Source organism: Methanobrevibacter sp., from assembly GCF_017410345.1.
GTDB lineage: Archaea > Methanobacteriota > Methanobacteria > Methanobacteriales > Methanobacteriaceae > Methanobrevibacter.
The window spans coordinates 49,710-73,661 of the sequence record NZ_JAFQQZ010000045.1; the positions used below are offsets into that span (position 1 = coordinate 49,710).

Below are 23,952 nucleotides of genomic sequence, written 5' to 3' on the forward strand. Positions count from 1 at the left end.
TTATTCCTCCATATTTAATCTTCTTTCATCTTTTAAATCAGCTTCAATAATCATCAAGTTGGATGGGTGGATAGGAAGCAATACAGCATTTCCGTCAGGTTTGCTTAAGGTAACTCCTTCAACGGTAACCTTGTATCTTTTTGCATCGACGGATTCAACTTTTCCTTCATGACCTTTAAAGTCACCACGAACAACTTGAACTTTGTCTCCAACTCTTATTGGTAAAGATCTTTTACCAATGTCTGCTCTTAAATCCTTGCTTAAGTTAGCACTCATGATTTTACGACGAATGTGTAAAGGAGCAGTGTAGAGAGCTTTTCTTTGTTTTCTTGGTTGAATTGACATTTAATCACCATAAACTTAAATCAATATGCTTGCTGCACTGCCTACACTAGGCCATTTATCAGCAGCCTCTTTAGCGACAGGGCCTCTGATTTCAGAACCTTTCAATACTCCTTCAGGAGTAATGATTACTGCAGCATTGTCTTCGAACTTTACACGAAGACCATCAGCACGTCTGTATTCTTTCTTCTGTCTTACAACAACTGCATTGACAACTTCTCTTCTCATGTCAGCAGTTCCTTTCTTAACGGAAGCAACTACCATGTCACCGACACCAGCTACGTCGAGTCTTCTGCGGACACCTTTAAATCCTTTTACGGAAATAATTTCGATTTCACGAGCACCGGTATTGTCAACACATTGAAGTCTTGCACCAATCGGCAAAGCTTTTGTTACGCTGGATGTAGTAGGTTTCATTCTAATCATCACCTTTTACTTCAACCAATACAAAATGTTTGGTTTTGCTTAATGGCCTACATTCAGCTATCTTTACAGCGTCACCAATCTTTACATCAAGACAATCTGGTTTGTGAACATTAATTCTTGATTTTCTCTTTTCGTATCTTTCATATTTTCTAATGAACTTGTAGAAACTACGTTCCACAGTAATAGTCCTTTCTGCTTTATTGGTAGTAACAACACCTTCAAGGACTTGTCCTCTAACAGATAAAGTACCATGGAAAGGGCAGTTAGGATCATCACATTTAGTTTCTGGTTCCTTAACATTAAGACCAACCATTTTATCACCATTAAATTTTTTTATATCTTTTTTTTATCCTATCTTCAGGACGATTCAACAATATTTTACCATCAATTTCAACTATGGTTCCATCTGGAACCTTAAATTGAAATACAGAAACATCTTTCTGAATTAATTTCTCCTTATAAATAAAATTAAAATCATTCCGATTAGAACTTAAGTCTTCACCATGAACCTTCTCTTTAATCTCAATTCTCAAAGTTTTTTTGGTTTCATCAATAACAGTTCCGCAAAGGCCTATCAAAGAGGGATTGGAACTGTCAACAACTTTAAGTTCTAACCCAATTAATTCATGATAGAATATATTTTTTGAGCTTATCATTCTAAGCCTCAGTATGTGAATTAAAGATTTAACCTATGACATTAACGTCTTCTTCTCTTATTGTATTTCTTATCAGAATCTCTGATTTCAATAGTGTCGGAAGAGAATCCCATTTCAGATAAGACTTCCTTGACTCTTGCCTTATGGTCGCCTTGAAGCTCAATTTGACCTTTCTTAGCGGTACCACCGCAGGCACATTTTGCCTTAAGAGTCTTGGTAAGTTCCTTAATATCTATATCATGTTCATCTATTCCTTCGACAATAGTCATAAGCTTTCCAAATCTTCTTCTTACTGTAAACACTTTTACAGACTGAACTTCTCTTGCAATTTCCTCGCAAACGCAAAGTTCTTCAGGAAGACCACATACATCACAGATTTTTGACATTTAATTCTCCTTCTGTTTTTGGTTCATAATTGTAAGAACACGAGCAATAGTCCTTTTGAGTTCTCTAATTTTACCAGGGTTTTCATTAACACCTGCAGCAGCACTTTTGGAAACGTTTTTAGCCAATTCAGCTTTGAGTTCAACTAATTTTTCTTCGATGTCCTCAATTTCCATTTCCCAAATTTCTTTACTTCTTAAAATTGCCATTTTCTCAACTCCTTAAAGATTTATTCCTCTTCGGAATCTTCGGTAGCTGCTTCAAGTTCTTCGAGATCTTCTTCAGCCTCTTCAGCCTCTTCGATTTCTTCCAATTCTTCAAGATCTTCTTCAGCTTCGACTACTTCTTCGATTTCATCTTCAGCTTCGACTTCTTCAGCCACTTCCTCTTCAACAATTTCTTCTACAGGTTCTGCAATAGGAGCAAGAATATCTACTTTATCAGGCAATACTGCTTCAGGAGGCATGATTCTGACAACAATACCTAAAACACCAGGTTTTAAAGGTGCGGTTGCAAATCCTTCCTCTACGAATTTGGTTGCAGGTTCACCACATTTCTTAATGTAACCTTCAGTGAATTTGGCTACAGCAGATCTGGAACCTCTGATTTTACCGGATATAGTTACTTCTACACCTTGAGCGCCAGCACCCATGATTCTACGGATAGTGGAATATGCAACTCTTCTGAAGTGCATTCCTCTTTGGAGCATGTTTGCTATTTTGGAAGCCATGATTCTAGCATTCAATTCAGGAACATCCACTTCCTTAACTTCAACTTGTGGGTTATCCAAATCAAATTTGGTCTTAAGGTTTTGAGTAATTGCCCTTACGGTTTTTCCACCTCTACCAATTACCATACCAGGTCTTTCAGCATATACGATAACCATAGTTCCTAAAGGAGTAACTTGGATTTCCATTCCTCCGTAACCTGCTCTTTCGAGTTCTTTTTCTAAATATTCATCAATTTTGGTTCTTCTGAGACCTTCTGTAACGAAATCTTTTTCTATCATTATTTAAGCCTCCACTAAAACTATTTGAATATGGGTAGTTGGAGTGTTAAATGGAGTTACTCTACCAAATGCTCTTGGCTTAGCTCCTCTAATGACCATACCTCTGTGGGAAGAGATATGTTCGATCTTAAGGTTTTCCACGTCCATACCTTTGTATTCTGCATTTGCTTCAGCATTTTCAATAACAGTTAAAATTGCTTTAGAAGCTTTTACAGGGTATCTTCCAGCAGCCCAACCTTTCATGCCTTTTCTGTGACCAACATCTCTGTTGTGTCTTTTGAAAGGAACAGCTTTTTTCATTTCAATTACATCATTTAAGTATGCTTTTGCTTTAGCAACATCCATGCCTCTAATTGCACTACAAATTTCCACACAGTGTTTTGGGGAAACCTTAAGGGATCTTGCCATAGCACGTGCTGTTTTGGATTCGTCAGCATCTTTATTATTGTAAGCGTATTTGTTTTTAGCCATGTTTTAATCTCCTTATTTAAGTGGTACAAACATAGATGATCTAGTAGCTCCCATACCTGGGTCACCATGTTGAACTCTTGCTCTGGTTGGTGCGAATTCACCAAAGAAGCAACCTAACATTTCAGGGGTGAAGGTTACTTCAACAAAGTCTCTGCCATTGTAGATTCCGAAAGTGGTTCCTACCATTTCAGGAATTACAATCATGTCTCTACAGTGAGTTCTAACTACTACTGGTTTTCCACCTTTTTTATCTTGTTTCTGTAATTTTCTCATTTTATCCAACACAGACTGTTGTCTTGGTAAGAATCCTCTTTTTAAGGATCTTCTTTGTCTTGCTGGTAAAAGTTCAATAAATTCATCCAAGGACATTTCTTTTAATTCTTCAATAGTATATCCTCTGTATTTAAATATTTTTCTAGCCAATGACACATCTCCTTAAATTATCTTCTTTTTCCAGTACGTTTAGCTGCAATTGAACCGACTTTTCTTCCAGGTGGTGCGTGTCTTGAAATAGTAGTTGGACGACCTGGGTGTTGTCTGTTACCTCCTCCGTGAGGGTGGTCAACAGCGTTCATTGCTACTCCTCTAACAGTCATAAACTTCTTACCTTTAGCTTTATAAGCATGCCATCTGACACCTGCTTTGAGGAAAGGTTTCTCTTTTCTTCCTCCACCTGCTACAACACCGATACTTGCACGGCATTGAGGATGGAATGATTTCAATTCACCAGATGGTAACTCTACAACAGCTTGAGTTGCATCGTGAGTAATCAAAGAAGCATAAGTTCCGGAAGATCTTACGAAACGACCTCCGTCTCCTGGTCTGTTTTCAATATTGTAGATTGGAGTACCTTCAGGGATTTCAGCGAGTGGTAAAGTGTTACCAAAACTGATTGGTGCTGAAATACCGCATTCGATATCATCATCAATTTGAATGGTTTCAGGAGCTAAAATATGTCTTTTTTCACCATTTTCGAATTTAACTAATGCGATAGGAGCAGTTCTTGCAGGGTCGTGAATGATTTCTACAACTTTACCTTTTAAACTACCTTCTTTTTCTAAATCATCGTATGCTCTGTATTGGATTTTATCTTTGAATCTGTGAGAAGCAACACGATGAGCAGGAGTTCCTCTTCCTCTACGTTGGTGTATTAATCGTTTTCCCATAATCAATCCTCCTTAGAATACTCCCATTTTAACAGCTACATCTTCAGCTTCGCCTTCTTCAACAAGTTTGACATAAGCTAATTTTACACCTTTGGAAGTGATGTGAGTGTTTACTCTTGCCACTTCTTGGTCATATAACTGTTCAAAAGCCTTTTTGATTTGAGCTTTTGTAGATGTTCTTCTGACAACAAAAGCAAGTTCGTTGTTTTGATCAATTAAATTCATAGTTTTCTCAGTAACATGAGGTTTAACAATAATCTTATAAGGATCCATAAATATCCACCTTCTTTATACCTAACAGATTCTTTCTGTAGAATCTATTGGAATAATCCTCCTAATTTTTCAACAGCGGACTTAGTATAAATAGTTAACCTACCAGCATGAGTACCAGGTGCCAATAATTCAGCATTTAAGTTTTCTGCAGTTACAACTTCAACACCAGCGTGGTTTCTTGCACCTAAGTTGATGCCTTTGTCTTCACCTACAACTACTAATGGTCCTTTACTGGATTTGTATTTACGTCCTCTTGTCTTTCCTCTACCTGCTCTTATATGTTTACTGTTTTTAGCCTTGATGATGTCATCGTAAACTCCTAATGCCTTGAAGATTTCACGAGTTTCACTAGCGGTCTTAACAGTTTCCAAATCATCTTCAACAATAATAGGAACTTGTTCAAGATTTTCAATCTTGTGGCCTCTGCCTGCCACTAATTCCTCATTGGTAGTAGCTGCAACAGCGGATCTGATTGCAAATCTTCTTTCCTTGTTGTTGATTTTTTCGAAATGATTCTTTTCAGCTCTTACAGGGTGAGCCTTTCTTCCACCTTTAGCTTGTGGTACGAATGCTGCTCTAGCACCGCTTTTGATTCTAGGTACCATAGCTGCACCTCTACCAGATCCCCAAGATTCTGCAGAAGTTCTTTTACCTGCCATAGGGTCATTACCCCAAGGTTGGATTCTAGCAGATTGAGCAGAAAGAACTGCTCTTTTAATAAGGTCAGGTCTGTATTCTTCATTAAAAATAGCAGGAAGTTCGATTTCCTCTTTCACTTCCCCTTGAATTGAATAAACATTAACTTTCATTTTCTAACCTCTTTATACACCTTGTTTTGAAGCAGTACTGATAAATTCGATTTGAGGAGCTGCTTCATCAGCTTTCTTAGGTCTGATAGCTTGTCTAAGAATTACTAATCTTTTAGTAGGGCCAGGGACTGAACCTTTGACTAAGACATAGTCGTTTTTAACTAAACCGTATCTGATGAATCCTCCATCAGGGTTGACTGCATCCACTTCGGACACATCTCCGATCTTGAGGACTTTCTTATTGAATTCGGTTCTTTTGTGGTATCCCATTTGACCTGCTTGTGCAACAGTCCACATAGTTCTTTCAGGAGACCAAGGACCAATGGAACCTACGTGTCTTCCTTTTCCACTTCTCATAGCTTTACCGTATTGAATTCTAATATTCCATCTTTTTACAACCCCTTGGACACCTTTTCCTTTGGTGGTTGCAATAGCGTCTACATATTGTCCTTCATTAAAGATATCGCTTGCTCTGACTTCTTCACCTAATAAATTAAGTGCGTAATTTAATTTTTCTTCAGCAGAACTTCCACCTAATGCACATTCGAAGATTTCAGGTTTTTTCTTAGGTACGCTAGCCATCTTAGGGTTAGTGTGCACTAAAACTCTAACTTCTTCGGTTTTTTCTAAAGCGTCTTGTATTTTTGCAATAGCTTCAGATTTATCATAGTCCTTAGGAAGAGTGATTTTCCTAGAGAGCTCTTCATCCAAATTATCTGCAATAACTTCGGTGATAGCTTTAAGTCCATGAGCAGTTTTTTCGTATGATCTTATCCCCATGATTACAAGGGGTGGTACTTCCAAAACAGTTACAGGAGTGAAAACAGTCATACCGTTGGAAGGAGAGTTTTTGTCAGTGTCTACAACCATAGCATGAGTCATACCTGCTTTGTAACCTGCAAGACCTAAAAGTTTTGGTTCTTCATTACTTGGCCAAGCTTTGATTCTTGGAGTTTCCTTAGCCGCTCTCTTACGAGGGCTAAATGCCACAGAACCTTTTCTTGGTTGGTGATGTCTTACCATTTTTTTCCTCCGTTTCTATAATTTTTCCTATAATTAATCAGTCTAATCTATTAAAATTTTTTAAAATGTTTTAAATTATTTAAAATATTTTATCTATTTAAATAGATTCTTTACAAATTTTGATTCATTGAATTCCAAAAATTATTTTAACGTGTCTAATTTTAAAATAGATTTTGAATCAACAAATCTCAGAATAAATAGCTATATTTGCTCTTTTAGTCAAATTGCTAAAATTCTACACTGTTTAAACTTGATTATTCAGTTTATGTTAATAATTTAGCATACAGTCTCCTAATCATATCTAGATAGGGCATACAGTCTACCTTTAAATAAAAATATCTAGATTAAGACTGTAGAGGCAAAAATTAAACAGCATATAAGCTAAATAAAGCTAGATAAACGTGAAAAACAAGCTCAAACTTGTTTATGTACTTCTCAAAGATTTATTATAAAGCTGCCAAAGCTTCATAACTTATTTCATAGCATTATGAAATATCTCCGTTGGGGAGCAAACTTTATAGTGTCTAATTATAAAGCAAATCCTTGAAAGCTAAAGCTGACAATAGCTAAAGCTTAGATCTATATGTTTTTTTAATGTATTTATAATATTACGTATTGACGCTACGTAAATGCGGAAGCCAACAATGAACTATCGGCTTAAAGTATATTGAAAATAGCTAAAGTTGAAATTACAGCTTCTTCGGTTCTTACGGTCTCTGTTCCCTGACGCGGAATTGTATTTAACTTTATAGTTTCCCACTTGGAACTTTCCACATTCTCGCTTATTGAAGAATATGGTCCTCCGAACACGATAGCTATATGATTTGAACTTTCCACCTTAGATTTCAATTCGTCAAAAATAGTATCGATTGTATCTGCATACTTTGTAGTCTCAACCACAAAGTCGGGATTAACTAATTTTAAGCTATTTTTAAGACCTTTATTTGTAGATAATGTCTTAAATCCCCAGTAAATGTCATCTGGTTCATCAGGTGTGACTATTACCTCTTTGGCAAACTTAACAATTTTAAAGGAAAATATCTTATTAACTGTAAGCTGCTCTTTGCAAAACGCCAATTTATCCATACCTATATCTACAAAGGTGCCTTTCTTGTTCCTTTTTACAGTGAATCCTTGTCTGTAATCGCCAAGTTCAGGCTTTCCAACAGGATGATGAGGCACTCTTAAAGGAGGCAATATTCCTACATGACGCAATTCAGCCTTGATTGGAATTGCCTTTTTTCTAAGGTACTGTGGAGTGTCCATATATTGAAGAACTTCTGCTATGAAATCTCCATCATCATTTTGTTCACTGTCTGGAATTGAAAGATCTTTATAAATCACGACTTCATCCACTTCAAAGAGAGCCAAAGCCCTTCCAATCAAACCGACTTTTGAAGTCTTCAATTTTAAGTCCTTGGTTTCTGCAAGGAATGAATTCGGTATAAAGACTGATACTTTATTGTTTTGCATATTATCAAATTTTAATTTCTAATCCATACGCATACATAGATCATAAAGCATTTAGTCAAAAAGAGAACTAAATTACCGAATATAATCCGAATATAAAAAATAAGAAAATATAAATTCATGATTGCACGATTTAACGAGTTATAAAACATAGCCCAAGCTAAACCATCAAAAAACCTATGAAAATTGATTCTTTACACTGATATTTAACATTAGACACTATGTTCAATACCAATAAATCATGAAAATTAAATAAAAAATTTAAAATTTCTTATAAATTACATACTGTAGACATATAGATTAGTAATATTTAAGTTATTTATAGTATATAAAGGTTTTGTTAAAAAAAGTGATTTTTAAAATAATCCATGGAGTTTTTTAAACAAGCCTATGGATTATTGGCTTCCAGCTGTGAAAGGTAATTCCCCATATCCCTCCACCAATCATCATGAGGATTGTCTATTGGGGGAAAACCGGGACCTGAATTTCCTTCAATGAGGAACATGTCATCCTCATCCAAGCATATGTCCCAACCGACCAGATTAAGACTTTCCGGAGCCAAATCATGCGCATTCCTACAAAACTCTACAATCTCATCCCATTTTGGAATGGTCTCACCATATAATGGAATCCCTGAATCTGGATGAGCCTCCACATCGCAAATTTGATAGTTCATCCCTTTTAGAATCTTGCCTGTATGATGGTCTATAGGAAATCTGATTCCTCCGCTATGGAGATTATCGGCATGGGCCCCTTCAATCCCCACCCTAAGATATGCAAAGATTACATCGGTCTTTCCGTTTATGGATATTGTGGCAACTCGTATTGTATTCAAGGAAGAGGGATTTACATCATGAAGCCATCCTGTCTGACTATGGTACTCTTCAACTATGTAATCATCTGTCTCGGATATGATCTTATCGTATACACTTCTCAAATCCCATTCATTCATGTCAAAGAAGATTATTCCCTTTCCGCCGAATCCTTGCCTTTTCTTAGCGATGAGGGAATTTACATCCTTGAATTTATCTTCGAACTCTTCAAAGGAGATTTCATTAGGAATGCACCATTTCCTATGGAGATGCTCCTGCCAATGCCTATAGAAACTTGCCTTGTCATCCAAGAGATTGCGGGATTTTGAATCCTGATTGAACTTGCGCTTAAGAAACCTCATTCTGATTTTAGTCACATGATGATTTCTCCAAAGCCATCCCTTCCTATTGAAGAGCATTGAAAAGTAGTCTTCAGGTGTCGCTCCAAGAAAAATCCAGCATAGCATGAAATCCAAGCTTTCAAGTGTGGACCTGAATCTTCCAAGATCTCCCCTTTTCATTTGTTTCTCTCTGAATTCATCTACGAAGACATCTTCATAGTAGGGACTGGCCAGATTTCTCAAATGATATTCCTTCCAATCGCTCCTCCAGCCGTCATCCTTTTCAAGAGCTTTCAGTTTCCTTGAAGCAATGAATTTGAATACAGAGTAAAGGTCTTCTACTTTCATGGTCTCCCCAGAATTAGATGATATGGATAATTTTTTAAAATTTATTCTTTAAAGTCTATTCTTTAAAGTTTATTCATTAAAAATATTTTTAAAATTTATTCTTTAAAATTCTCAATTCTTAATACAACAACTTTCACATCACGAGATTCATCTGTATGAAAATCATAAATTTTTGGTATTGGAAATTTATAGACCAACTTGTGTGTAACTTCAGCACCAAGATTTCTATAGTAGTCAATTACAAACTCTTCAGTATTTTTCATATGGAATGAATAGATCACTTCAGCACTTGCAACTGCAAATTCCATAAACTTCCTGTCTGCATGTCTTGACCCTCGCTCTTGAGAGCCAAAAGGTGGGTTCTGAATGAGAGTGTCAAATTTATTTAATGACATTGCATTATCATTAATATTTTCATAATCATTGCCATCTAATAAATCGTTTATTGAATTAAATGAATTGATGTCACCAACTATGAAATTTGTATTAGTGATATCTATATCATGTTGATTAGATATGCTATTTTGAGTGATTTTTGCCAAAGCTATGGATTCCTCATCAATGTCAACACCTAATGAATAGCTTGCACCCATAAGTGAGGATGCAATTGCAAATATTCCAGTGCCGCATCCAATGTCTAAAATGTTCATGCCCTTGATGTCACCTAGACCATATGCATTCCACACCAAATCTGCAGCTATTGTTGCAGGTGTGGAGTACTGTTCAAGATCAACCTTTGGATTCGGATGTTTGGGAACATTTTCCAAAATCATTTCAAGATGTTTCTTTTTTGAAATTTTCATAAGAATCACAGAAGAGAAAATAATTATAATAATATATATTATATTTTTATTTTATAATTTTATTTTTATATTTTGATTTTAGATTTTTTTTAATATTATTTTTATACTTTTTTTAATATTTTGATTTTAGATTTTTTTAATATTATTTTTAAAAATAAATTTCAATACCAACTTGATTGAATTAATAATCATAAAATTTAATATTAATATTATTCATATATAATAATATAATGATTGATAAATAATATAAGATTGATAAATGATAATCAATATTTTTTATCATAAACTTTAAGCATTATTTAAATTATTAAAAAGAGGTATAACATGTTTGAAAAAGTACTTATTGCAAATAGGGGAGAAATTGCTATACGTATCATGAGAGCATGTCGGGAATTGGACATGAAAAGTGTAGCAGTATACTCAGATGCTGATAAAACTTCTCTTTATACTAATTATGCAGATGAAAGCGTTCCTTTGGGAAACCCTTCTCCAAGCCAGTCTTATTTGAACATTGAAAAAATCATAAATGCTGCAATTGATACTGGAGCAGATGCAATTCACCCAGGATATGGATTTTTGGCTGAAAATCCTGAACTTGGAATTCAATGTGAGAAACATGGAATGAAACTGATTGGACCTCGTGGAGATGCCATTGAACAGATGGGAGACAAGATCACTTCCAAAAGATTGATGAAGAAGGCAGGAGTTCCAGTTATTGAAGGAACCGAAAAGGGAGTTTCAGACGTTGAAGAGGCAAAGGAAATTGCTGAAGCGATCGGATATCCTGTAATCATCAAGGCATCTGCAGGTGGTGGAGGAATCGGTATGCGTGCGGTTTATGAGGAAGATGAACTTGTACGTGCACTTGAAGCGACACAATCCGTAGCTTTGAAGAACTTTGGAGACGGAACAGTATTCATTGAAAAATACCTGGAAAGACCAAGACACATAGAATTTCAGGTATTGGCTGACGAATATGGAAACGCCATTCACGTAGGTGACAGGGAATGTTCCATCCAAAGAAGACATCAAAAGCTATTGGAAGAGGCCCCTTCCCCAATCATGACTGAAGAATTGAGAGAAAGGATGGGTGAAAGTGCAGTAAAGGCTGCAGAATACATCGGATACAACAGTGCAGGAACTGTGGAATTCCTTTATGACAATGGAGAATACTACTTCCTTGAAATGAACACACGTATTCAAGTGGAACACCCAATTACCGAAATCGTAACCAATACTGACTTAATCAAAGAACAAATCAAAATAGCTGCTGGAGAGGAATTGGCATATTCACAAAGCGACATCGAAGTGGTGGGACATGCTATCGAATGCCGTATCAATGCTGAAAACCCACTTGCTGACTTTGCGCCAAACCCTGGTAAGATTACCGGTTACAGATCCCCTGGTGGACCTGGTGTGCGTTTAGACAGTGGAGTTTACATGAACTATACCATTCCAACATTCTACGACTCCATGATCTCAAAATTAATCACCAGTGGCCGTACAAGAAACGATGCAGTCAATAGAATGAAAAGGGCATTAAGCGAATATATCATCTTAGGTGTAAAGACAACCATTCCATTCCATAAGGCAATCTTAAGAAACGAATCATTCCTTGCCGGTGACTTGCACACCCACTTTGTGGATGAGCACAAGAAATGGATTGATGCGGAAATGGAAAAGGTCATTGAAGAGGATTTAGAGATGGTAAATCGTATGAAATCCACCTTTATGCCTGGAAAGAAAATTGCAGCAATCTCTGCAAGTGTTGGAACTTATTTCAATGCAGCTCAAGCTCAACAACAGAAAAAGACTAAAAGTCATAAGAAATAAAAATTAACTGAAAATCATAAGAATTAAAAAGAACTTAAAACTGAAAATCATATCTTAAGTGATTATTATGAAAAAGGAAATGATAAAGCTCTTGCTTAGCCAAAATGTAATCTCAGAGGAAGAAGCTAAACGTTTAGACTTAATCAATGATGAATATATTGAAGAATCCATTAAGGAATTGGGATTTGGAAAGACTGAACACATTACAAAGGAAAAGATTCTTGAAAACCTTGAAACAGAAGAATTGGCCAAGGAAATCCTTTGTTTTAGAAAAGTGTTCTCCACCAATTCAATAGCTAAATTCCTGGCAAATCACGGTGCGGAAGAAGGCACTGTGATGGTTTCTGAAATTCAAACAAATGCCAGAGGCAGATTAGGCAAGAAATGGGAAGCTCCTGAAGGGGGAATATGGATGTCTCTTTTATTAAGGCCTAAAGTTCCTCCTGCAAGAATCGGATTGATAACTTTGGCAACCGGAGTGGCAATAGCCAAATCAATAAGATCTTTAGGTGTTGACGCCAGAATCAAATGGCCAAATGACGTCTTGATTCATGGAAAGAAAATATCTGGAGTTCTAACTGAAGTGAATGCAACCTTCAATGAGATTGACTGGGTTGTAGTCGGTATAGGTATCGACAGCAACCTTAAATTGGAAGACTTCTCTGAAGACATTAGGATTGGTACAACTACCCTAACAGAGGAATTGCCTGCTAAAGTTGATGAGAATGAACTCATTGCAATTTTCCTGAATGAGTTTGAGGAAGTCTATCAATTATACAAGGATGGTGAGATTGAAACTATCCTCAAGGACTGGAGAGACCTTTCAGACACCATTGGAAAATATGTGAACATTACTCAAACCGGTGGAAAGATCACCCAAGGTTACGTTGTTGGAATCAACAACGAAGGAAGCTTGATCATTGAAAGACAAGACGGTGCACTTGAAAAGATCATTTCAGGTGAGCTTAGAACCGTCGAATAAATAAAAAATAATTAATTTTTAATTTAATTAAAATAAACAAAAATAGTGCTTTAAATTGAAAATAAAATAAAATGAAAATTAATTTTTCATTTTATTACCTCTTTTTTTAAAATAAGAATATCAAAAATAAGTCTTTTTAAGAACTATTAAAGAGTTCTTAATTGTTTAGTAAAATATAATCTCTTTTGACTTTTCTGCATCTTGTGAAATTTTGAGGAATTTCTCAAATGAACCATCTATTTTCTCATAGAATTCATTCAAGTCCATATCGATTACATCCTGTGTGGATAAATCAATGCGGATTGTAGCAGATGCACCAGGCATTCCCACTGCAGGTATTGTGATGACACCATAATCCCTTAATAAAACCATAGCCCATAGGAAACAGCAATCCTTCTTTGATAGCTCTGTTTCAATATCCAATTTTTCCAACTGATCTTTTAAAGAATCCTCACTTACCATAACTCCAGTTGGTGTCTTTTCAAACATTTCATACTTTTTGCTAAGCAAATCAAAGAATTCATCCTTTCTGGAGATTGCCCTAATCAGGTTTTCTTCAGTATAATTCCTTATTCCATTTACCATAGCCAATATCAATGGAGGTTGAGCCTCAAGACCGAATTGATTGGCCTTGACCTTTATCTCGTCAATCCATTCCGCTTTACCTGCCATCAATCCTCCTCTTGGACCAGGCATCAGCTTGTCAGTGCTGGTGACAACCAAATCCGCCCCAAGCTCTGTGGCTTTCCTCTGATTGAAGACTGCAGTCCTAAGCCTTGCACCTGAAGCATCATCCACAAGGACTGGAATGTCCCTTTCATGAGCCATGTCAATGACTTTCTTGAACAATTCCTCATCAATCACCTTATGGTCCATTGTAGAGCCTGTTACAACAACTAAAGATGTATTATCAGGAATTGTAAACTTTTCAATGTCAATGAACTCACTGTAGCTTGCTCCAACAATTGCACATGACCTTGGAATGGATGGATGTGCAGGAAATTCAGCTAAGAAATGACTGACATGGGAACCTTCCCCGACCAATGCCAATATGCTTGCCAGGATTCCGGAGCTTGTCCTGTTTACTGCCAAGACCTTCTCCCCTCCAAGATGCTCCTTTCCCACAACTTGAAGCTCATCTTCAAAGATAGCCGGTCCGACATAGGTCTCCAAGAGATTCAACTCTTCATCGCTTGCTATGAATCCTCCGGAAAGGCCTGTGACATCATATAAGGAATCTCTGCCCTTATTGTTTATAATTTCCTTAATGATCTTTAAGGCTGATTCCCTTTTCCTAACTTCGTCCAATGAATTATTGACAATCATGATAAAACCTTTTGATTATAATTAATATCGGTTGAAAATATTGAAAATATTGAAAATATTAAAAAAATTAAATTAAAATAAGCAAATTTATCTATAAAAAATTAAAATAAAAAAAGAAAAAAATAATTCAAATGAATAGAATTATCTTATGAAATTAGTCTAAAAGACTTAATTCGAAATCAGCGAATGACTCGATGATTACCTTCAAATCCTTTTCATTGATGTCCATTTGGGTAAACTCTTCACCTTCGGAATATGCGTATTCCGCGTGAACGATGCTTCCGTCAGGACTAGTGTATAGCATGATGAAGTCTTCCTGTTTTTCAGGGTTTTTAGTTGGTAAACTGATAGTGAAGGAAAGACCTAATTGGTTGAAGAATTTTTCCTTTTCCTCTTCATCCTTATTGCATTTCTTTAATTTTCTAATTCTTGATTTTAATTTCTTTTCAGCTGCTTCTGCAATATCTGCCATTGTATCACCAAAAAATCATAAATTTCTTATAAAAATAATCTGATTAAAATAAAATTAAAATAAACAAATTAAATTAATATAGATTATTATCATATTTAAAACAATTAGTATATAAATATTTACCATCAGTCATAAAGACTGTTTCCTTCGCTGTCCATCGCAACGATCAAAGGGCCGAAGGAATCGACATCCAAGTCCCAGATTGCTTCAGGCATTCCAAGGTCCAGCCAATTGACTCCCTTTATCTCATTGACCTTATCGACATACAATGCCGCACAGCCTCCAGTAGCTACAACATAAACCGCATTGTTTCTCTTTAGGGCTTCCCTGACAGAATCGTCCATTCCACCTTTGCCGATGATGATCTTTGCACCCATATCCAATACATCCGCTTCATATGGATTCATTCTCATGGAAGTTGTAGGACCTACAGCAACCATTTTATATTTAGGTTCGCAATCGGAATCTTCACCATTTTCCTCATCCTTTTCCTCTTGAATGATAGGTCCCGCATGAAATAGAACCGCTCCTTCAATATCAACTGGAGCTCCCTCTTCCAGGATTCTCTTATGGGCTTGGTCTCTTGCAGTCAATATTTGACCGGAGATTGCAATGACGTCTCCAGCCTTTAGCCTGTTAATGTCATCATTAGTAATTGGTGTATTCAATTCTATCATAAAGTCACCGAGAATTTTAATAAAAGATTATAATTAAATAGTATAAGTTTTATATAAAAACCATCATATATTATAATATTAGTATTATATATTTTATTATTTTTAATATATAAGATTTTTATATGTGAGAATAATCTAAATATGATATTTCATTGATTTTATTTTTATTGAATGGAAAGGTTGATTATTAATGTCCAGTATGAGTAATGTAGCGGGATTGTCAAAATGGATTAGGACATTGCCTAATGCTAAAAGTTCCTTGCTAATGATAATTATAACAAGTTTCATCATAGGTGTTATTCTATTTTTAGTTCAGCCGGTTAGCGTTGGAAGCGGATTGGAAAACTTCTTCTACGGTGGTGCATTCGGTTTTGTTGTTTTCGGACTTCCTGCAATCATAACAGGTTCCACTGATCAGCTATGGGTGGATTCACTTAAGGGAATCAACCTTAAGACAAAGCACTCCATATTCCTGGCATTGATTTCAATGACCCTTGCTGGAGTCGTAAGTATCATCGGAACAGCTGTCGGACACATTTTGCAGATGGACTTGTTCTTTAACTCCATTCTATTCGGCTGTGTCTTTGCATTCGGATTCAATATTCTAGTGATATTAGCCACAACCAGAATAAAGCTTTTCAATTCATTCATCATTTCAATCATCCAGCCATTGCTTATGATTGGACTGCTTATCATTACAAGTTTCCTGAACAATATTGAATATATATTTTCACTAGGATATATTGCAACAATATTCAAGGTAATTATCGCAAGTTTAATCTTCCTTCTAGCAATCTATGCATTCATCAGCGTTGTAGAGTCTCCTATGAGAAAGAACTTGGGATTCGGAGCAATGGAAATCCTAAGTTATTTCATTTTGCATATGAATGAAGGGACAAATACAATTGAGGAATTGTTTGACAATGCCGGTGAAGCCATTGACACACTTGTGGGAGTTGCAAGCTTCAGAAGATTCGACGGCAGCATCAAGGCATTGCTAATAAGTCCTTGCGTTCACCCAGGACCTCTTGGAGACATCGGAGGTTCCAACATGCCAACCATATTGGCAAACAGTTTCGATGCCTTTACAATGGTTGCCCATGGCCCTTCCACCCATGACTTCAACCCGGTTTCAAGCAAGGAGATTGTCAAGATAGAGGAAGCCGTAAGAAAGGCCTTGTACAATATGGAATACTCCTCAAAGGCAAGCGAGTTCATAAGATATTCCCATGAAAAGGCAAATGTCGGCGTTCAGTTCTTTAATAATGGAACAGTTATGCTATCCACATTCGCCCCATCAGGCAGTGACGATATAGAATTTGCCGTAGGGCTTGCAGCAATGATAGAAAGCCAGAAGGAATTAGGCACTGAAAACAATATCCTGGTTGATTGCCATAACTCATTCAACGCAGAAAAGGGAGAGGTCTTCCCTGGAAATCCTGAACTCTTCCAGTTGATCGATACAATCAAATTGATAGAGCCAAAGGACCTTGAGCATGACATCAAAATCGGCTGCTATTACACAGACCTTGGCGGATTCGACAAGCAACAGGGAATTGGTGAAAGCGGCATGAAGACCATGGTAATCGAGGTGAACGGACAGAAAACCGCTTATGTGCTATTTGACTCAAACAATATGGAACTTGGCTTTAGGGAAACAATATTCAATGCTGTGGAAGAGTTGAATATCGTTGATGAGATTGAAGTCATGACAACCGACACCCATACTGTAAATACTCTCTCTGCTGGATACAATCCAGTGGGAACCGTTGAGAAGGAAAAGATCATCGATTATGTAAAGCTCTCAATAATGGAAGCCATTAACGATTTGGAGCCTGTGGAAGCCGGAACAAATATGGAAAGAATCTTGAACCTTAAGACATTCGGTCCAAACAATTCCACTGAACTCATCTCTACAATAAGTTCCATTGTAGCGGTGAGCAAGATCATTGCTCCTTTAACATTCATTGTGGCAATTATCTTCGTAATCATTTGGATATTCGTATTGTAACAAAAGGATTAATTAGAATCTTATCAAAATTAATCAATTTATCAAAAATAAATTTGAGGTGAACACATGATTACATGCAATGTATGCGGACATCTGAATCCTGTCGGTGCACTGATATGTGAAAACTGCGGATCTGACCTTTCTGATAGCCCAGATTATGGTGGATTCGATGAGGATGATGAATTTTATTAAAGTTTTTTAATTTAAAATACTTTTTTCTTTTACTTCTTTTCTTTTTTAAAACAATAATATACTTTCTTTTTACGTATTTAATAATCTTATTTTTTAATTCAATCTATTTTATAAGCTATTTTTCATAAAGTAAACTATTTAAAAAAATATAAAAATTTAAAAGAAATGTAAAAGTCAAAATTATAAAAATAGTTAAAATATTAAAAATAGTTAAAATTATAAAAAAAATTAAAATTTAAAAATAGTTAAAATATTAAAAAAAGTTAGAAAAAATTTAATAAAGAAAAATAAAAAAAAGAGAACTAATTATCTATAAATAATTAGTTAAAATGGTCCATAAGATGAACCAGCAGAATCCGAAAGGAAGGATTCCATCCCATAGCCATGCGGAAAACCCTTCTATTTCTCCTTCAAACATTTTTTGACAGAACTGTCCTATGAAATAAAGAATCACCAAACCTACTACAAAAGCGAATACATGATTTTTAAATCCTAACATTCCGGTTGTAAATGCAGTAGATATAAGAGCTGCAACTATTGCAGCAACAATATGAATTGATACGATTTTAACAGTAGCATCCATTAATTTTCCTCCAATAATAAAAAAAATAAATATAAATAAACTATAACTATAATTATATAAGTTGATATAATATATAAAATATTGCATAAAAATATGAAAAATATGAAAAATTATCAATATAAAAGATTTTGGAAAAATCTTTTTAAATGAATTAAAAAACAAAATTAATTTAGATCATAATTATTCAAGTGATAAAATATGAAATCAATGACAAATGTTGACATCTACACAATATGTCAGGAATTAAATGATCTGCTGGTTGGAGCAAGAGTGGACAAGTCATTCCAACCTACCAAGGACACTGTGGTGATGAGATTCCACAAGGCAGGAACTGGAAGGTTGGACCTTGTAATACAAGCTGGAAAAAGAATCCATTTAAGCCAATATCCATTGACAAACCCTCAACAGCCACCAAGCTTCCCAATGCTTCTTAGAAAGATAGTGAGGGGAGCCAATGTAGTCAGCATAGAACAGCATAATTTTGACAGGGTTGTGGAAATCAAAATGAAAAAGGAAGAGACCTACACCCTTATCGTAGAACTGTTTTCACAGGGAAACATCATCCTTCTAAATGAATCAAATGAAATCATGCTGCCTCTCAAGAGGAAGCATTGGAGCGACAGGGACATAAGTTCCAAAAAGGAATACATATTCCCTCAGGAAAACGGAATCAATCCAATCACATTGACAATCGAAGAGTTCAAGGAGATTATAGCTGGCGGAGAGGATGAAGAGATAGTAAGAGTTCTTGCTACAAACGGTCTTGGAAGCTTATATGCTGAAGAGATAATGCTGAATACTGAAATAAGTAAGAAAACTGCATGTTCTGCATTGAGCGCAGAAGAGATCAGTATCATTTTCAATTCATTGAAGACTCTTTTTGAACCTTTGGAGAAAAAGGAATTCAAGCCTATGATTGTTAATAATCAAAAGGAGATTGAAAAGCTGCAGGAAGAGAATCCCGACAAGAAATACAAGGCTAAAGAAGATGTTATTTCAATAGAATTAAGCCAATATGAAGGATTTGAAGTGGAAAGCTTTGAAAGCTTCAATGAAGCCTGTGATGAGTTCTACTCATCCAAAGTCAAAAGTGAGATCACAGACATTCAGGAAGCCGCATGGAACAAGAAGGTATCCAAGTTCTCAAAAAGGCTTGAAAAGCAGGAAGAAACACTTCATAACTTTGAAAAGACAATTGAAGATTCCCAAAGGAAAGGGGAACTATTATTCACAAATTATGTTCAAGTTGAAAACATTTTAAATGTCATCAAAGGCGCAAGGGAAAAGGACTACGGATGGAAGGAAATAGGAAAGACATTGAAGGATGCGAAGAAATCCGGAATGGCCGATGCACAGATATTCGAATCCATGGATCCATTAGGAAACATCACATTGAGGATTGATGATGTAAGCATTGCACTTGACTCCAAGAAGTCAATACCTGACAATGCGGAAGTCTACTATGAAAAAGCCAAAAAGGCAAAGCGAAAAATCAAAGGTGCCTTGATAGCCATTGAAAACACCAAAAGACAGCTTGCAGATATGGAAGCCAAAAAGGAAAAGGCGATGAGCAATATCATGGTTCCGCAGAAGAGAGTCAAGAAGAATCTCAAGTGGTATGAAAAGTTGAGATGGTTCGTATCAAGCGATGGAATTTTAGTGGTTTGTGGAAGGGATGCAGGTACCAATGAAGCGGTTGTGAAGAAATATTTAGAACAAAATGATATTTATTTGCATGCTGATATACATGGTGCTCCTTCAGTTGTAGCAAAAGTTCCATCCGATTCATTAAATGACAATTTGCTTAAAGAATTAGGAGAGTTCTCAGCTTCCTTTTCAAGTGCTTGGTCGAAAAACTTCACATCTCAAGACGTCTATTGGGTGGAGCCAGACCAAGTTTCAAAGACACCGGTTTCAGGTGAATTTGTGCCAAAAGGTGCATTTATAATTCGTGGACATAGAAACTATATTAGGGGATGCAAACTTGAGATATCCATAGGCATTGTCGAATATGATGGCGACAGAAGGATCATGGCCGGACCGACCGATGCCATGAAAAAATATGCCGATAAGTTTGTGACCATAAAACCTGGATATACCAAAAAGGAAAAAATAGCTAAAGAGATATTATCCAGAATCAATGAGGATGACCTATTGAGTCTGGATGATGTTGTAAGGGTATTGCCTAGTGGAAAATGTGATTTTGTCTAAATCCATTTTCTAATTCTTTTTTATAAAAATATTGTCTAAATCCATTTTCTATTCTTTTTTTATAAAAATAGCTAAAAAAATTTAAATAAAAAACTCATTTTAAAAATAAATTAAAAATAAAGTAAATAATCAAAAATAGATAAAAAAATAAAATAATTAGAATTAATTATCTATTAATCCTAATCCTCTTTTTCAAAATCAGCCTTGTAATATTCCAAAGGATTCATGATTACAACATCAATAGCCGGATTGAGTTGCTTTACAAAATTGGAAAATACTGCTGGATTTTGCTCAATGACTGGGAAAGTGTTGTAATGCATTGGAATGACCACTTTTGGTGAAATCCACATGGCTGCCAAAGCCCCTTCAAATGGGCCCATGGTAAACTTGTCTCCAATTGGAACCATCGCAACGTCCGGCTTGTAGATTCTACCTATGACATTTTCCATATCAGAGAACAGCCCAGTGTCTCCTGCATGGAAGACTTTAGTTCCATCTTCAAAAGTGAATAGGAAACTTCCAGGGTCTCCTGCAGGACGGATTTCCTCAGTGAAGTCAATTGAAGAGGAGTGCTTTGCATCCAACATGGTTATTCTGATTCCCTGAATGGAAACGGAACCGCCAGTGTTCATGCTTACACAGTCAAATCCTTGCTCTCCAAGGAATAATGAAATCTCATGGTTTGCAACAAGTGTGGCATTGGTTTTGTTGGCTATTTCCATTGCATCACCGAAGTGGTCAGAGTGACCATGAGTGATACAGATAATGTTTGCCTCCAATTCCTCAACAGGAAGTGGACAGGCAGGATTATTGCTAATAAATGGATCGACTAATATCTTTACTCCTTCATCACTGATTAATTCAAATGCAGAATGACCTAACCATCTAATTTCCATAAATTTCACCTTTTTTAATTAGAATAAGAAAATAAAAATAAAAAATTTAATTTTGAAAAAAAATTATTTTAATAATAAATTCTTTTGATAATAATTAACTTTGACTATTCTCAAGAAGTGCATTGACATCCAAATCATTAGCCAAATTCCAGGAGGATTCAAATAATTCCTTAATGCTTTCAACGGATTCCTCATCCTCATAAACAGCACCGTATTCGAAATTATCCTGATCTATGCTGTTTGATATCAACAATGCATGAGATGTGTCTCCAATCAGGTTAAATGAATCCACAGAATCCAAGGTCTTGATTTCAACTCCTTTCTTAATGAGGGAGCTTAATAGGAGAACATATGAAATGTCTTCCAAATCGAATTCCTCGATGATTACCCTTGATTTGGTCTTTGAAAGGCTTGACAGGAATCTGTCACCCATATCCTTAATGGTAGGCGCCTCCAACAATATCTCTTCTTTTGAATGATTTGCAACCTCTTCAAAAGCCTCTTGGGAAGTAAGGATTCCCTTTTCACAAATGACATAGCTATTCAATAATTTTGGAATAGGTAGGGATTCCGGATCATTAGGATCTATTGTAATGGTTTCCTCTGGAGAATCAACCAATTGTGATACGCTTGGAATCTCTGTATCCTCAACCAAGTCAGATTGTGGTGCCTTAGGAATAGGCCTTGGAATATCTTCAGCCTTAGGTTTAGGCTTAGGCATTTCCTCAGGCTTTGCCTTAGGTTTAGGAAGCTCACGAGTTTCAGCCTTCTTATGTGGCCTGGACAGATTTGCATGAACATCCTTTTTGGATGCTATTGGATTTGTAGATGCAATGGATGTTGGTCTTGGCAAGTTTTCAACATCAATAGCTATTTCTGGAGCAATATAGTCCAAGTCTTCTCCATCTTCAGGACCTGATGGAATCTCCTCTTCCTGATAATCATCGTAGGTTATGCCATGCTCCTCTCTGTATCCTTCATCAGCATAGATAGGAGTTATGAATTCCTCTTCACCGGATTCATCATAAATAACATTATTGTAAAGTGTATTTTCAGATTGGGATAAATTATAGACCGGCTCCTCTTGAGGATCTAAATCTATCTCATCAATAGGCATGATGATTTCCTCATCGATGGTCTTAGGCATAAGGCTGTAGCTTTCATCAGACACTTCGTTATCATATACAGTCTCAGCATCTCCAACGCTAGCCAAAGCCTTTGAAATCTCTTCGGACCTTTTAGGGGCATCAGCCAGATTGATTGTTTCAGATTTCCTTCTTGGCCTGCGGGTAACTTTCATAGGCTTTTCATAATTAGGTGTGAAGTAAACAGTGTCAGGGCTAGATTCCTCCTGATCCTTTTCCAAATAACCGTAGCTTCTTTTCCTAGGCTTGTTGGATTTTCTTATGGTTGGAAGCTTGAATTTCGGCTTTTCTTCTTTTACTGGTTTGGTCTTAAGAACTTGCTTTGACTCATCTATCGGTTCATCGAATTTCAATTTAGGCTCCTTTGCAGCATTATTGTTCAAGAACTCATCAAGAGTTGTGGAAGAAGCATCCAAATCATCGGAGTAATATCCATCATGAGTTTTCAATCTTGATTTGGAATTTGATTTTGAATTGGAACTGCCATCCAATTTGGAATTGACCAAGTCTTCAACCTCTTTAGCACTTTCAACTACACGTGATAAAGTGTCGTTTTTAGACCTTTGATTCAATCTGTTGCGTCTTGAATTCCTATTGAAGCTTCTTGAATTCAATAATCTTAAAATGAATGCAGAAAGCAATTTGTATAAACCGAAAATGGTAATTAGAACACCTATAATTAGAATCAAGTCTATCAGGCGATAAATAATGCTCCCATAAACCAGAACCAATCCTATGACTGTCAGTAAAATACCAGTAAATATATCTAACGAATCTGCCACGAATACACACCTATGAAAATATTAAGTAATTTAATCAAATAAAAATGGCCAATTAAGCATATAATTAATAAATTAACCATTATTAATATTTATTTATAATATTAATCATTTATATAATTTTGTTTTTAAAATTGAAAAAAAGACCTAAAAATTAGTAAAAAATCTAAAATATAATAAAAAATCTATTAAACTAAAAAAATAATCATAATTTTTTCCTCAAAAATAAATAAAAAGAAAATTGAATAAAATCTGAAAGAATAGGCAATTTAAATTAAAAATTTTTAAGTGAAAAGGAATCTGAGATGAAATTTCAAGAATTCAAGATTGATTCAATCCTGAAAAATTATAAGATGAATGAAAAAATGAATCGAAATCATAAATTTCAAAATGATTATAATATCTTAAAAAGAATAAAAAATTAATTATAATTATTAAATTTACATAAAACAATCAAATTACACTTTATTTAGAATATTAACCTCAAATTGTTATTTAAATTAGAAAAAAAG

The 23,952-nt window shown here is 35.6% G+C and carries 27 protein-coding genes; 5 read left to right on the forward strand and 22 right to left on the reverse strand.

Annotated elements, in window-relative coordinates:
- From rplX to IJE13_RS06410, 16 genes are all read right to left on the reverse strand, one after another.
- Positions 1-345 (reverse strand): 50S ribosomal protein L24, encoded by a 345-nt coding sequence (gene rplX / locus IJE13_RS06335; protein WP_292778402.1) that lies wholly within the window; start codon positions 343-345, stop codon positions 1-3.
- 15 nt (positions 346-360) lie between these two features.
- Positions 361-759, reverse strand: coding sequence for a 50S ribosomal protein L14 (locus IJE13_RS06340; RefSeq protein ID WP_012955664.1), 399 nt, complete (start codon positions 757-759; stop codon positions 361-363).
- A gap of 1 nt (position 760) precedes the next feature.
- Complete coding sequence (locus tag IJE13_RS06345) at positions 761-1,081, reverse strand: 30S ribosomal protein S17 (RefSeq protein WP_292778405.1); 321 nt, start codon at positions 1,079-1,081, stop codon at positions 761-763.
- A 10-nt stretch (positions 1,082-1,091) separates the two neighbouring features.
- The gene (locus tag IJE13_RS06350) at positions 1,092-1,424 is read right to left on the reverse strand and encodes a ribonuclease P protein component 1 (RefSeq protein ID WP_292778407.1); all 333 of its coding nucleotides are present in this window, start codon (positions 1,422-1,424) and stop codon (positions 1,092-1,094) included.
- A gap of 41 nt (positions 1,425-1,465) precedes the next feature.
- Positions 1,466-1,810: a stress response translation initiation inhibitor YciH gene (gene yciH, locus IJE13_RS06355; RefSeq protein WP_292778409.1), complete on the reverse strand. Its 345-nt coding sequence runs from the start codon at positions 1,808-1,810 to the stop codon at positions 1,466-1,468.
- Entirely contained in the window at positions 1,811-2,017 is a 207-nt protein-coding gene (rpmC, locus tag IJE13_RS06360) for a 50S ribosomal protein L29 (protein ID WP_012955660.1), read from the reverse strand.
- A gap of 20 nt (positions 2,018-2,037) precedes the next feature.
- Positions 2,038-2,817, reverse strand: a complete 780-nt coding sequence (locus IJE13_RS06365; protein ID WP_292778411.1) for a 30S ribosomal protein S3 — start codon at positions 2,815-2,817, stop codon at positions 2,038-2,040.
- 3 nt (positions 2,818-2,820) lie between these two features.
- On the reverse strand, positions 2,821-3,288 hold the full coding sequence (locus tag IJE13_RS06370; RefSeq protein ID WP_292778413.1) for a 50S ribosomal protein L22: 468 nt from the start codon (positions 3,286-3,288) through the stop codon (positions 2,821-2,823).
- 12 nt (positions 3,289-3,300) lie between these two features.
- A complete protein-coding gene (gene rpsS, locus IJE13_RS06375; protein ID WP_292778415.1) occupies positions 3,301-3,711 on the reverse strand; it encodes a 30S ribosomal protein S19 in 411 nt (136 codons plus the stop codon).
- Positions 3,712-3,728: 17 nt separating this feature from the next.
- Positions 3,729-4,454: a 50S ribosomal protein L2 gene (locus tag IJE13_RS06380; protein ID WP_292778417.1), complete on the reverse strand. Its 726-nt coding sequence runs from the start codon at positions 4,452-4,454 to the stop codon at positions 3,729-3,731.
- A gap of 12 nt (positions 4,455-4,466) precedes the next feature.
- Complete coding sequence (locus IJE13_RS06385) at positions 4,467-4,727, reverse strand: 50S ribosomal protein L23 (protein WP_292778419.1); 261 nt, start codon at positions 4,725-4,727, stop codon at positions 4,467-4,469.
- A gap of 44 nt (positions 4,728-4,771) precedes the next feature.
- Complete coding sequence (rpl4p, locus tag IJE13_RS06390; protein ID WP_292778421.1) at positions 4,772-5,536, reverse strand: 50S ribosomal protein L4; 765 nt, start codon at positions 5,534-5,536, stop codon at positions 4,772-4,774.
- Between the two features lie 12 nt (positions 5,537-5,548).
- Positions 5,549-6,559 (reverse strand): 50S ribosomal protein L3, encoded by a 1,011-nt coding sequence (gene rpl3p / locus IJE13_RS06395; protein WP_292778423.1) that lies wholly within the window; start codon positions 6,557-6,559, stop codon positions 5,549-5,551.
- A gap of 657 nt (positions 6,560-7,216) precedes the next feature.
- Positions 7,217-8,032, reverse strand: coding sequence for a putative RNA uridine N3 methyltransferase (locus IJE13_RS06400; protein ID WP_292778425.1), 816 nt, complete (start codon positions 8,030-8,032; stop codon positions 7,217-7,219).
- Positions 8,033-8,417: 385 nt separating this feature from the next.
- Positions 8,418-9,530 (reverse strand): sugar-transfer associated ATP-grasp domain-containing protein, encoded by a 1,113-nt coding sequence (locus IJE13_RS06405; RefSeq protein ID WP_292778428.1) that lies wholly within the window; start codon positions 9,528-9,530, stop codon positions 8,418-8,420.
- Positions 9,531-9,625: 95 nt separating this feature from the next.
- Positions 9,626-10,333, reverse strand: coding sequence for an METTL5 family protein (locus tag IJE13_RS06410; protein WP_292778430.1), 708 nt, complete (start codon positions 10,331-10,333; stop codon positions 9,626-9,628).
- A 324-nt stretch (positions 10,334-10,657) separates the two neighbouring features.
- Here IJE13_RS06410 and IJE13_RS06415 point away from each other — a divergent pair, with 324 nt between their 5' ends.
- Complete coding sequence (locus IJE13_RS06415; protein ID WP_292778432.1) at positions 10,658-12,166, forward strand: acetyl-CoA carboxylase biotin carboxylase subunit; 1,509 nt, start codon at positions 10,658-10,660, stop codon at positions 12,164-12,166.
- A gap of 67 nt (positions 12,167-12,233) precedes the next feature.
- Complete coding sequence (locus tag IJE13_RS06420; protein ID WP_292778434.1) at positions 12,234-13,148, forward strand: biotin--[acetyl-CoA-carboxylase] ligase; 915 nt, start codon at positions 12,234-12,236, stop codon at positions 13,146-13,148.
- A 165-nt stretch (positions 13,149-13,313) separates the two neighbouring features.
- Here IJE13_RS06420 and IJE13_RS06425 read toward each other — a convergent pair whose 3' ends face one another.
- The 3 genes from IJE13_RS06425 to IJE13_RS06435 all read right to left on the reverse strand — a co-directional run bounded on the left by IJE13_RS06425 (position 13,314) and on the right by IJE13_RS06435 (position 15,623).
- Positions 13,314-14,474 (reverse strand): TIGR03576 family pyridoxal phosphate-dependent enzyme, encoded by a 1,161-nt coding sequence (locus tag IJE13_RS06425; RefSeq protein ID WP_292778436.1) that lies wholly within the window; start codon positions 14,472-14,474, stop codon positions 13,314-13,316.
- A gap of 154 nt (positions 14,475-14,628) precedes the next feature.
- Entirely contained in the window at positions 14,629-14,946 is a 318-nt protein-coding gene (locus IJE13_RS06430) for a hypothetical protein (RefSeq protein WP_292778438.1), read from the reverse strand.
- 125 nt (positions 14,947-15,071) lie between these two features.
- On the reverse strand, positions 15,072-15,623 hold the full coding sequence (locus IJE13_RS06435; protein WP_292778440.1) for a FumA C-terminus/TtdB family hydratase beta subunit: 552 nt from the start codon (positions 15,621-15,623) through the stop codon (positions 15,072-15,074).
- 190 nt (positions 15,624-15,813) lie between these two features.
- Here IJE13_RS06435 and IJE13_RS06440 point away from each other — a divergent pair, with 190 nt between their 5' ends.
- Both IJE13_RS06440 and IJE13_RS06445 read left to right on the forward strand, forming a co-directional pair.
- Entirely contained in the window at positions 15,814-17,634 is a 1,821-nt protein-coding gene (locus IJE13_RS06440; RefSeq protein ID WP_292778442.1) for a DUF2070 family protein, read from the forward strand.
- 66 nt (positions 17,635-17,700) lie between these two features.
- Positions 17,701-17,826, forward strand: coding sequence for a hypothetical protein (locus tag IJE13_RS06445; RefSeq protein ID WP_292778444.1), 126 nt, complete (start codon positions 17,701-17,703; stop codon positions 17,824-17,826).
- Between the two features lie 310 nt (positions 17,827-18,136).
- On the opposite strand, the gene IJE13_RS06450 is transcribed toward IJE13_RS06445, so the two are convergent.
- On the reverse strand, positions 18,137-18,409 hold the full coding sequence (locus tag IJE13_RS06450) for a hypothetical protein (protein WP_292778446.1): 273 nt from the start codon (positions 18,407-18,409) through the stop codon (positions 18,137-18,139).
- 198 nt (positions 18,410-18,607) lie between these two features.
- Here IJE13_RS06450 and rqcH point away from each other — a divergent pair, with 198 nt between their 5' ends.
- Complete coding sequence (gene rqcH, locus IJE13_RS06455) at positions 18,608-20,620, forward strand: ribosome rescue protein RqcH (RefSeq protein ID WP_292778448.1); 2,013 nt, start codon at positions 18,608-18,610, stop codon at positions 20,618-20,620.
- Positions 20,621-20,799: 179 nt separating this feature from the next.
- Here rqcH and IJE13_RS06460 read toward each other — a convergent pair whose 3' ends face one another.
- Both IJE13_RS06460 and IJE13_RS06465 read right to left on the reverse strand, forming a co-directional pair.
- On the reverse strand, positions 20,800-21,516 hold the full coding sequence (locus IJE13_RS06460; protein WP_292778451.1) for a metal-dependent hydrolase: 717 nt from the start codon (positions 21,514-21,516) through the stop codon (positions 20,800-20,802).
- A 94-nt stretch (positions 21,517-21,610) separates the two neighbouring features.
- Positions 21,611-23,443, reverse strand: a complete 1,833-nt coding sequence (locus IJE13_RS06465) for a hypothetical protein (RefSeq protein WP_292778453.1) — start codon at positions 23,441-23,443, stop codon at positions 21,611-21,613.
- Positions 23,444-23,952 lie beyond the last annotated feature (509 nt).

Excerpts from the sequence above, each read along its gene's own strand:
- rplX (WP_292778402.1), bottom strand. The coding sequence starts at position 345 with ATGTCAATTCAACCAAGAAAACAAAGAAAAGCTCTCTACACTGCTCCT.
- IJE13_RS06340 (WP_012955664.1), bottom strand. The coding sequence starts at position 759 with ATGAAACCTACTACATCCAGCGTAACAAAAGCTTTGCCGATTGGTGCA.
- IJE13_RS06345 (WP_292778405.1), bottom strand. The coding sequence starts at position 1,081 with ATGGTTGGTCTTAATGTTAAGGAACCAGAAACTAAATGTGATGATCCT.
- IJE13_RS06350 (WP_292778407.1), bottom strand. The coding sequence starts at position 1,424 with ATGATAAGCTCAAAAAATATATTCTATCATGAATTAATTGGGTTAGAA.
- yciH (WP_292778409.1), bottom strand. The coding sequence starts at position 1,810 with ATGTCAAAAATCTGTGATGTATGTGGTCTTCCTGAAGAACTTTGCGTT.
- rpmC (WP_012955660.1), bottom strand. The coding sequence starts at position 2,017 with ATGGCAATTTTAAGAAGTAAAGAAATTTGGGAAATGGAAATTGAGGAC.
- IJE13_RS06365 (WP_292778411.1), bottom strand. The coding sequence starts at position 2,817 with ATGATAGAAAAAGATTTCGTTACAGAAGGTCTCAGAAGAACCAAAATT.
- IJE13_RS06370 (WP_292778413.1), bottom strand. The coding sequence starts at position 3,288 with ATGGCTAAAAACAAATACGCTTACAATAATAAAGATGCTGACGAATCC.
- IJE13_RS06380 (WP_292778417.1), bottom strand. The coding sequence starts at position 4,454 with ATGGGAAAACGATTAATACACCAACGTAGAGGAAGAGGAACTCCTGCT.
- IJE13_RS06385 (WP_292778419.1), bottom strand. The coding sequence starts at position 4,727 with ATGGATCCTTATAAGATTATTGTTAAACCTCATGTTACTGAGAAAACT.
- rpl4p (WP_292778421.1), bottom strand. The coding sequence starts at position 5,536 with ATGAAAGTTAATGTTTATTCAATTCAAGGGGAAGTGAAAGAGGAAATC.
- rpl3p (WP_292778423.1), bottom strand. The coding sequence starts at position 6,559 with ATGGTAAGACATCACCAACCAAGAAAAGGTTCTGTGGCATTTAGCCCT.
- IJE13_RS06400 (WP_292778425.1), bottom strand. The coding sequence starts at position 8,032 with ATGCAAAACAATAAAGTATCAGTCTTTATACCGAATTCATTCCTTGCA.
- IJE13_RS06405 (WP_292778428.1), bottom strand. The coding sequence starts at position 9,530 with ATGAAAGTAGAAGACCTTTACTCTGTATTCAAATTCATTGCTTCAAGG.
- IJE13_RS06410 (WP_292778430.1), bottom strand. The coding sequence starts at position 10,333 with ATGAAAATTTCAAAAAAGAAACATCTTGAAATGATTTTGGAAAATGTT.
- IJE13_RS06415 (WP_292778432.1), top strand. The coding sequence starts at position 10,658 with ATGTTTGAAAAAGTACTTATTGCAAATAGGGGAGAAATTGCTATACGT.
- IJE13_RS06420 (WP_292778434.1), top strand. The coding sequence starts at position 12,234 with ATGAAAAAGGAAATGATAAAGCTCTTGCTTAGCCAAAATGTAATCTCA.
- IJE13_RS06425 (WP_292778436.1), bottom strand. The coding sequence starts at position 14,474 with ATGATTGTCAATAATTCATTGGACGAAGTTAGGAAAAGGGAATCAGCC.
- IJE13_RS06430 (WP_292778438.1), bottom strand. The coding sequence starts at position 14,946 with ATGGCAGATATTGCAGAAGCAGCTGAAAAGAAATTAAAATCAAGAATT.
- IJE13_RS06435 (WP_292778440.1), bottom strand. The coding sequence starts at position 15,623 with ATGATAGAATTGAATACACCAATTACTAATGATGACATTAACAGGCTA.
- IJE13_RS06440 (WP_292778442.1), top strand. The coding sequence starts at position 15,814 with ATGTCCAGTATGAGTAATGTAGCGGGATTGTCAAAATGGATTAGGACA.
- IJE13_RS06445 (WP_292778444.1), top strand. The coding sequence starts at position 17,701 with ATGATTACATGCAATGTATGCGGACATCTGAATCCTGTCGGTGCACTG.
- IJE13_RS06450 (WP_292778446.1), bottom strand. The coding sequence starts at position 18,409 with ATGGATGCTACTGTTAAAATCGTATCAATTCATATTGTTGCTGCAATA.
- rqcH (WP_292778448.1), top strand. The coding sequence starts at position 18,608 with ATGAAATCAATGACAAATGTTGACATCTACACAATATGTCAGGAATTA.
- IJE13_RS06460 (WP_292778451.1), bottom strand. The coding sequence starts at position 21,516 with ATGGAAATTAGATGGTTAGGTCATTCTGCATTTGAATTAATCAGTGAT.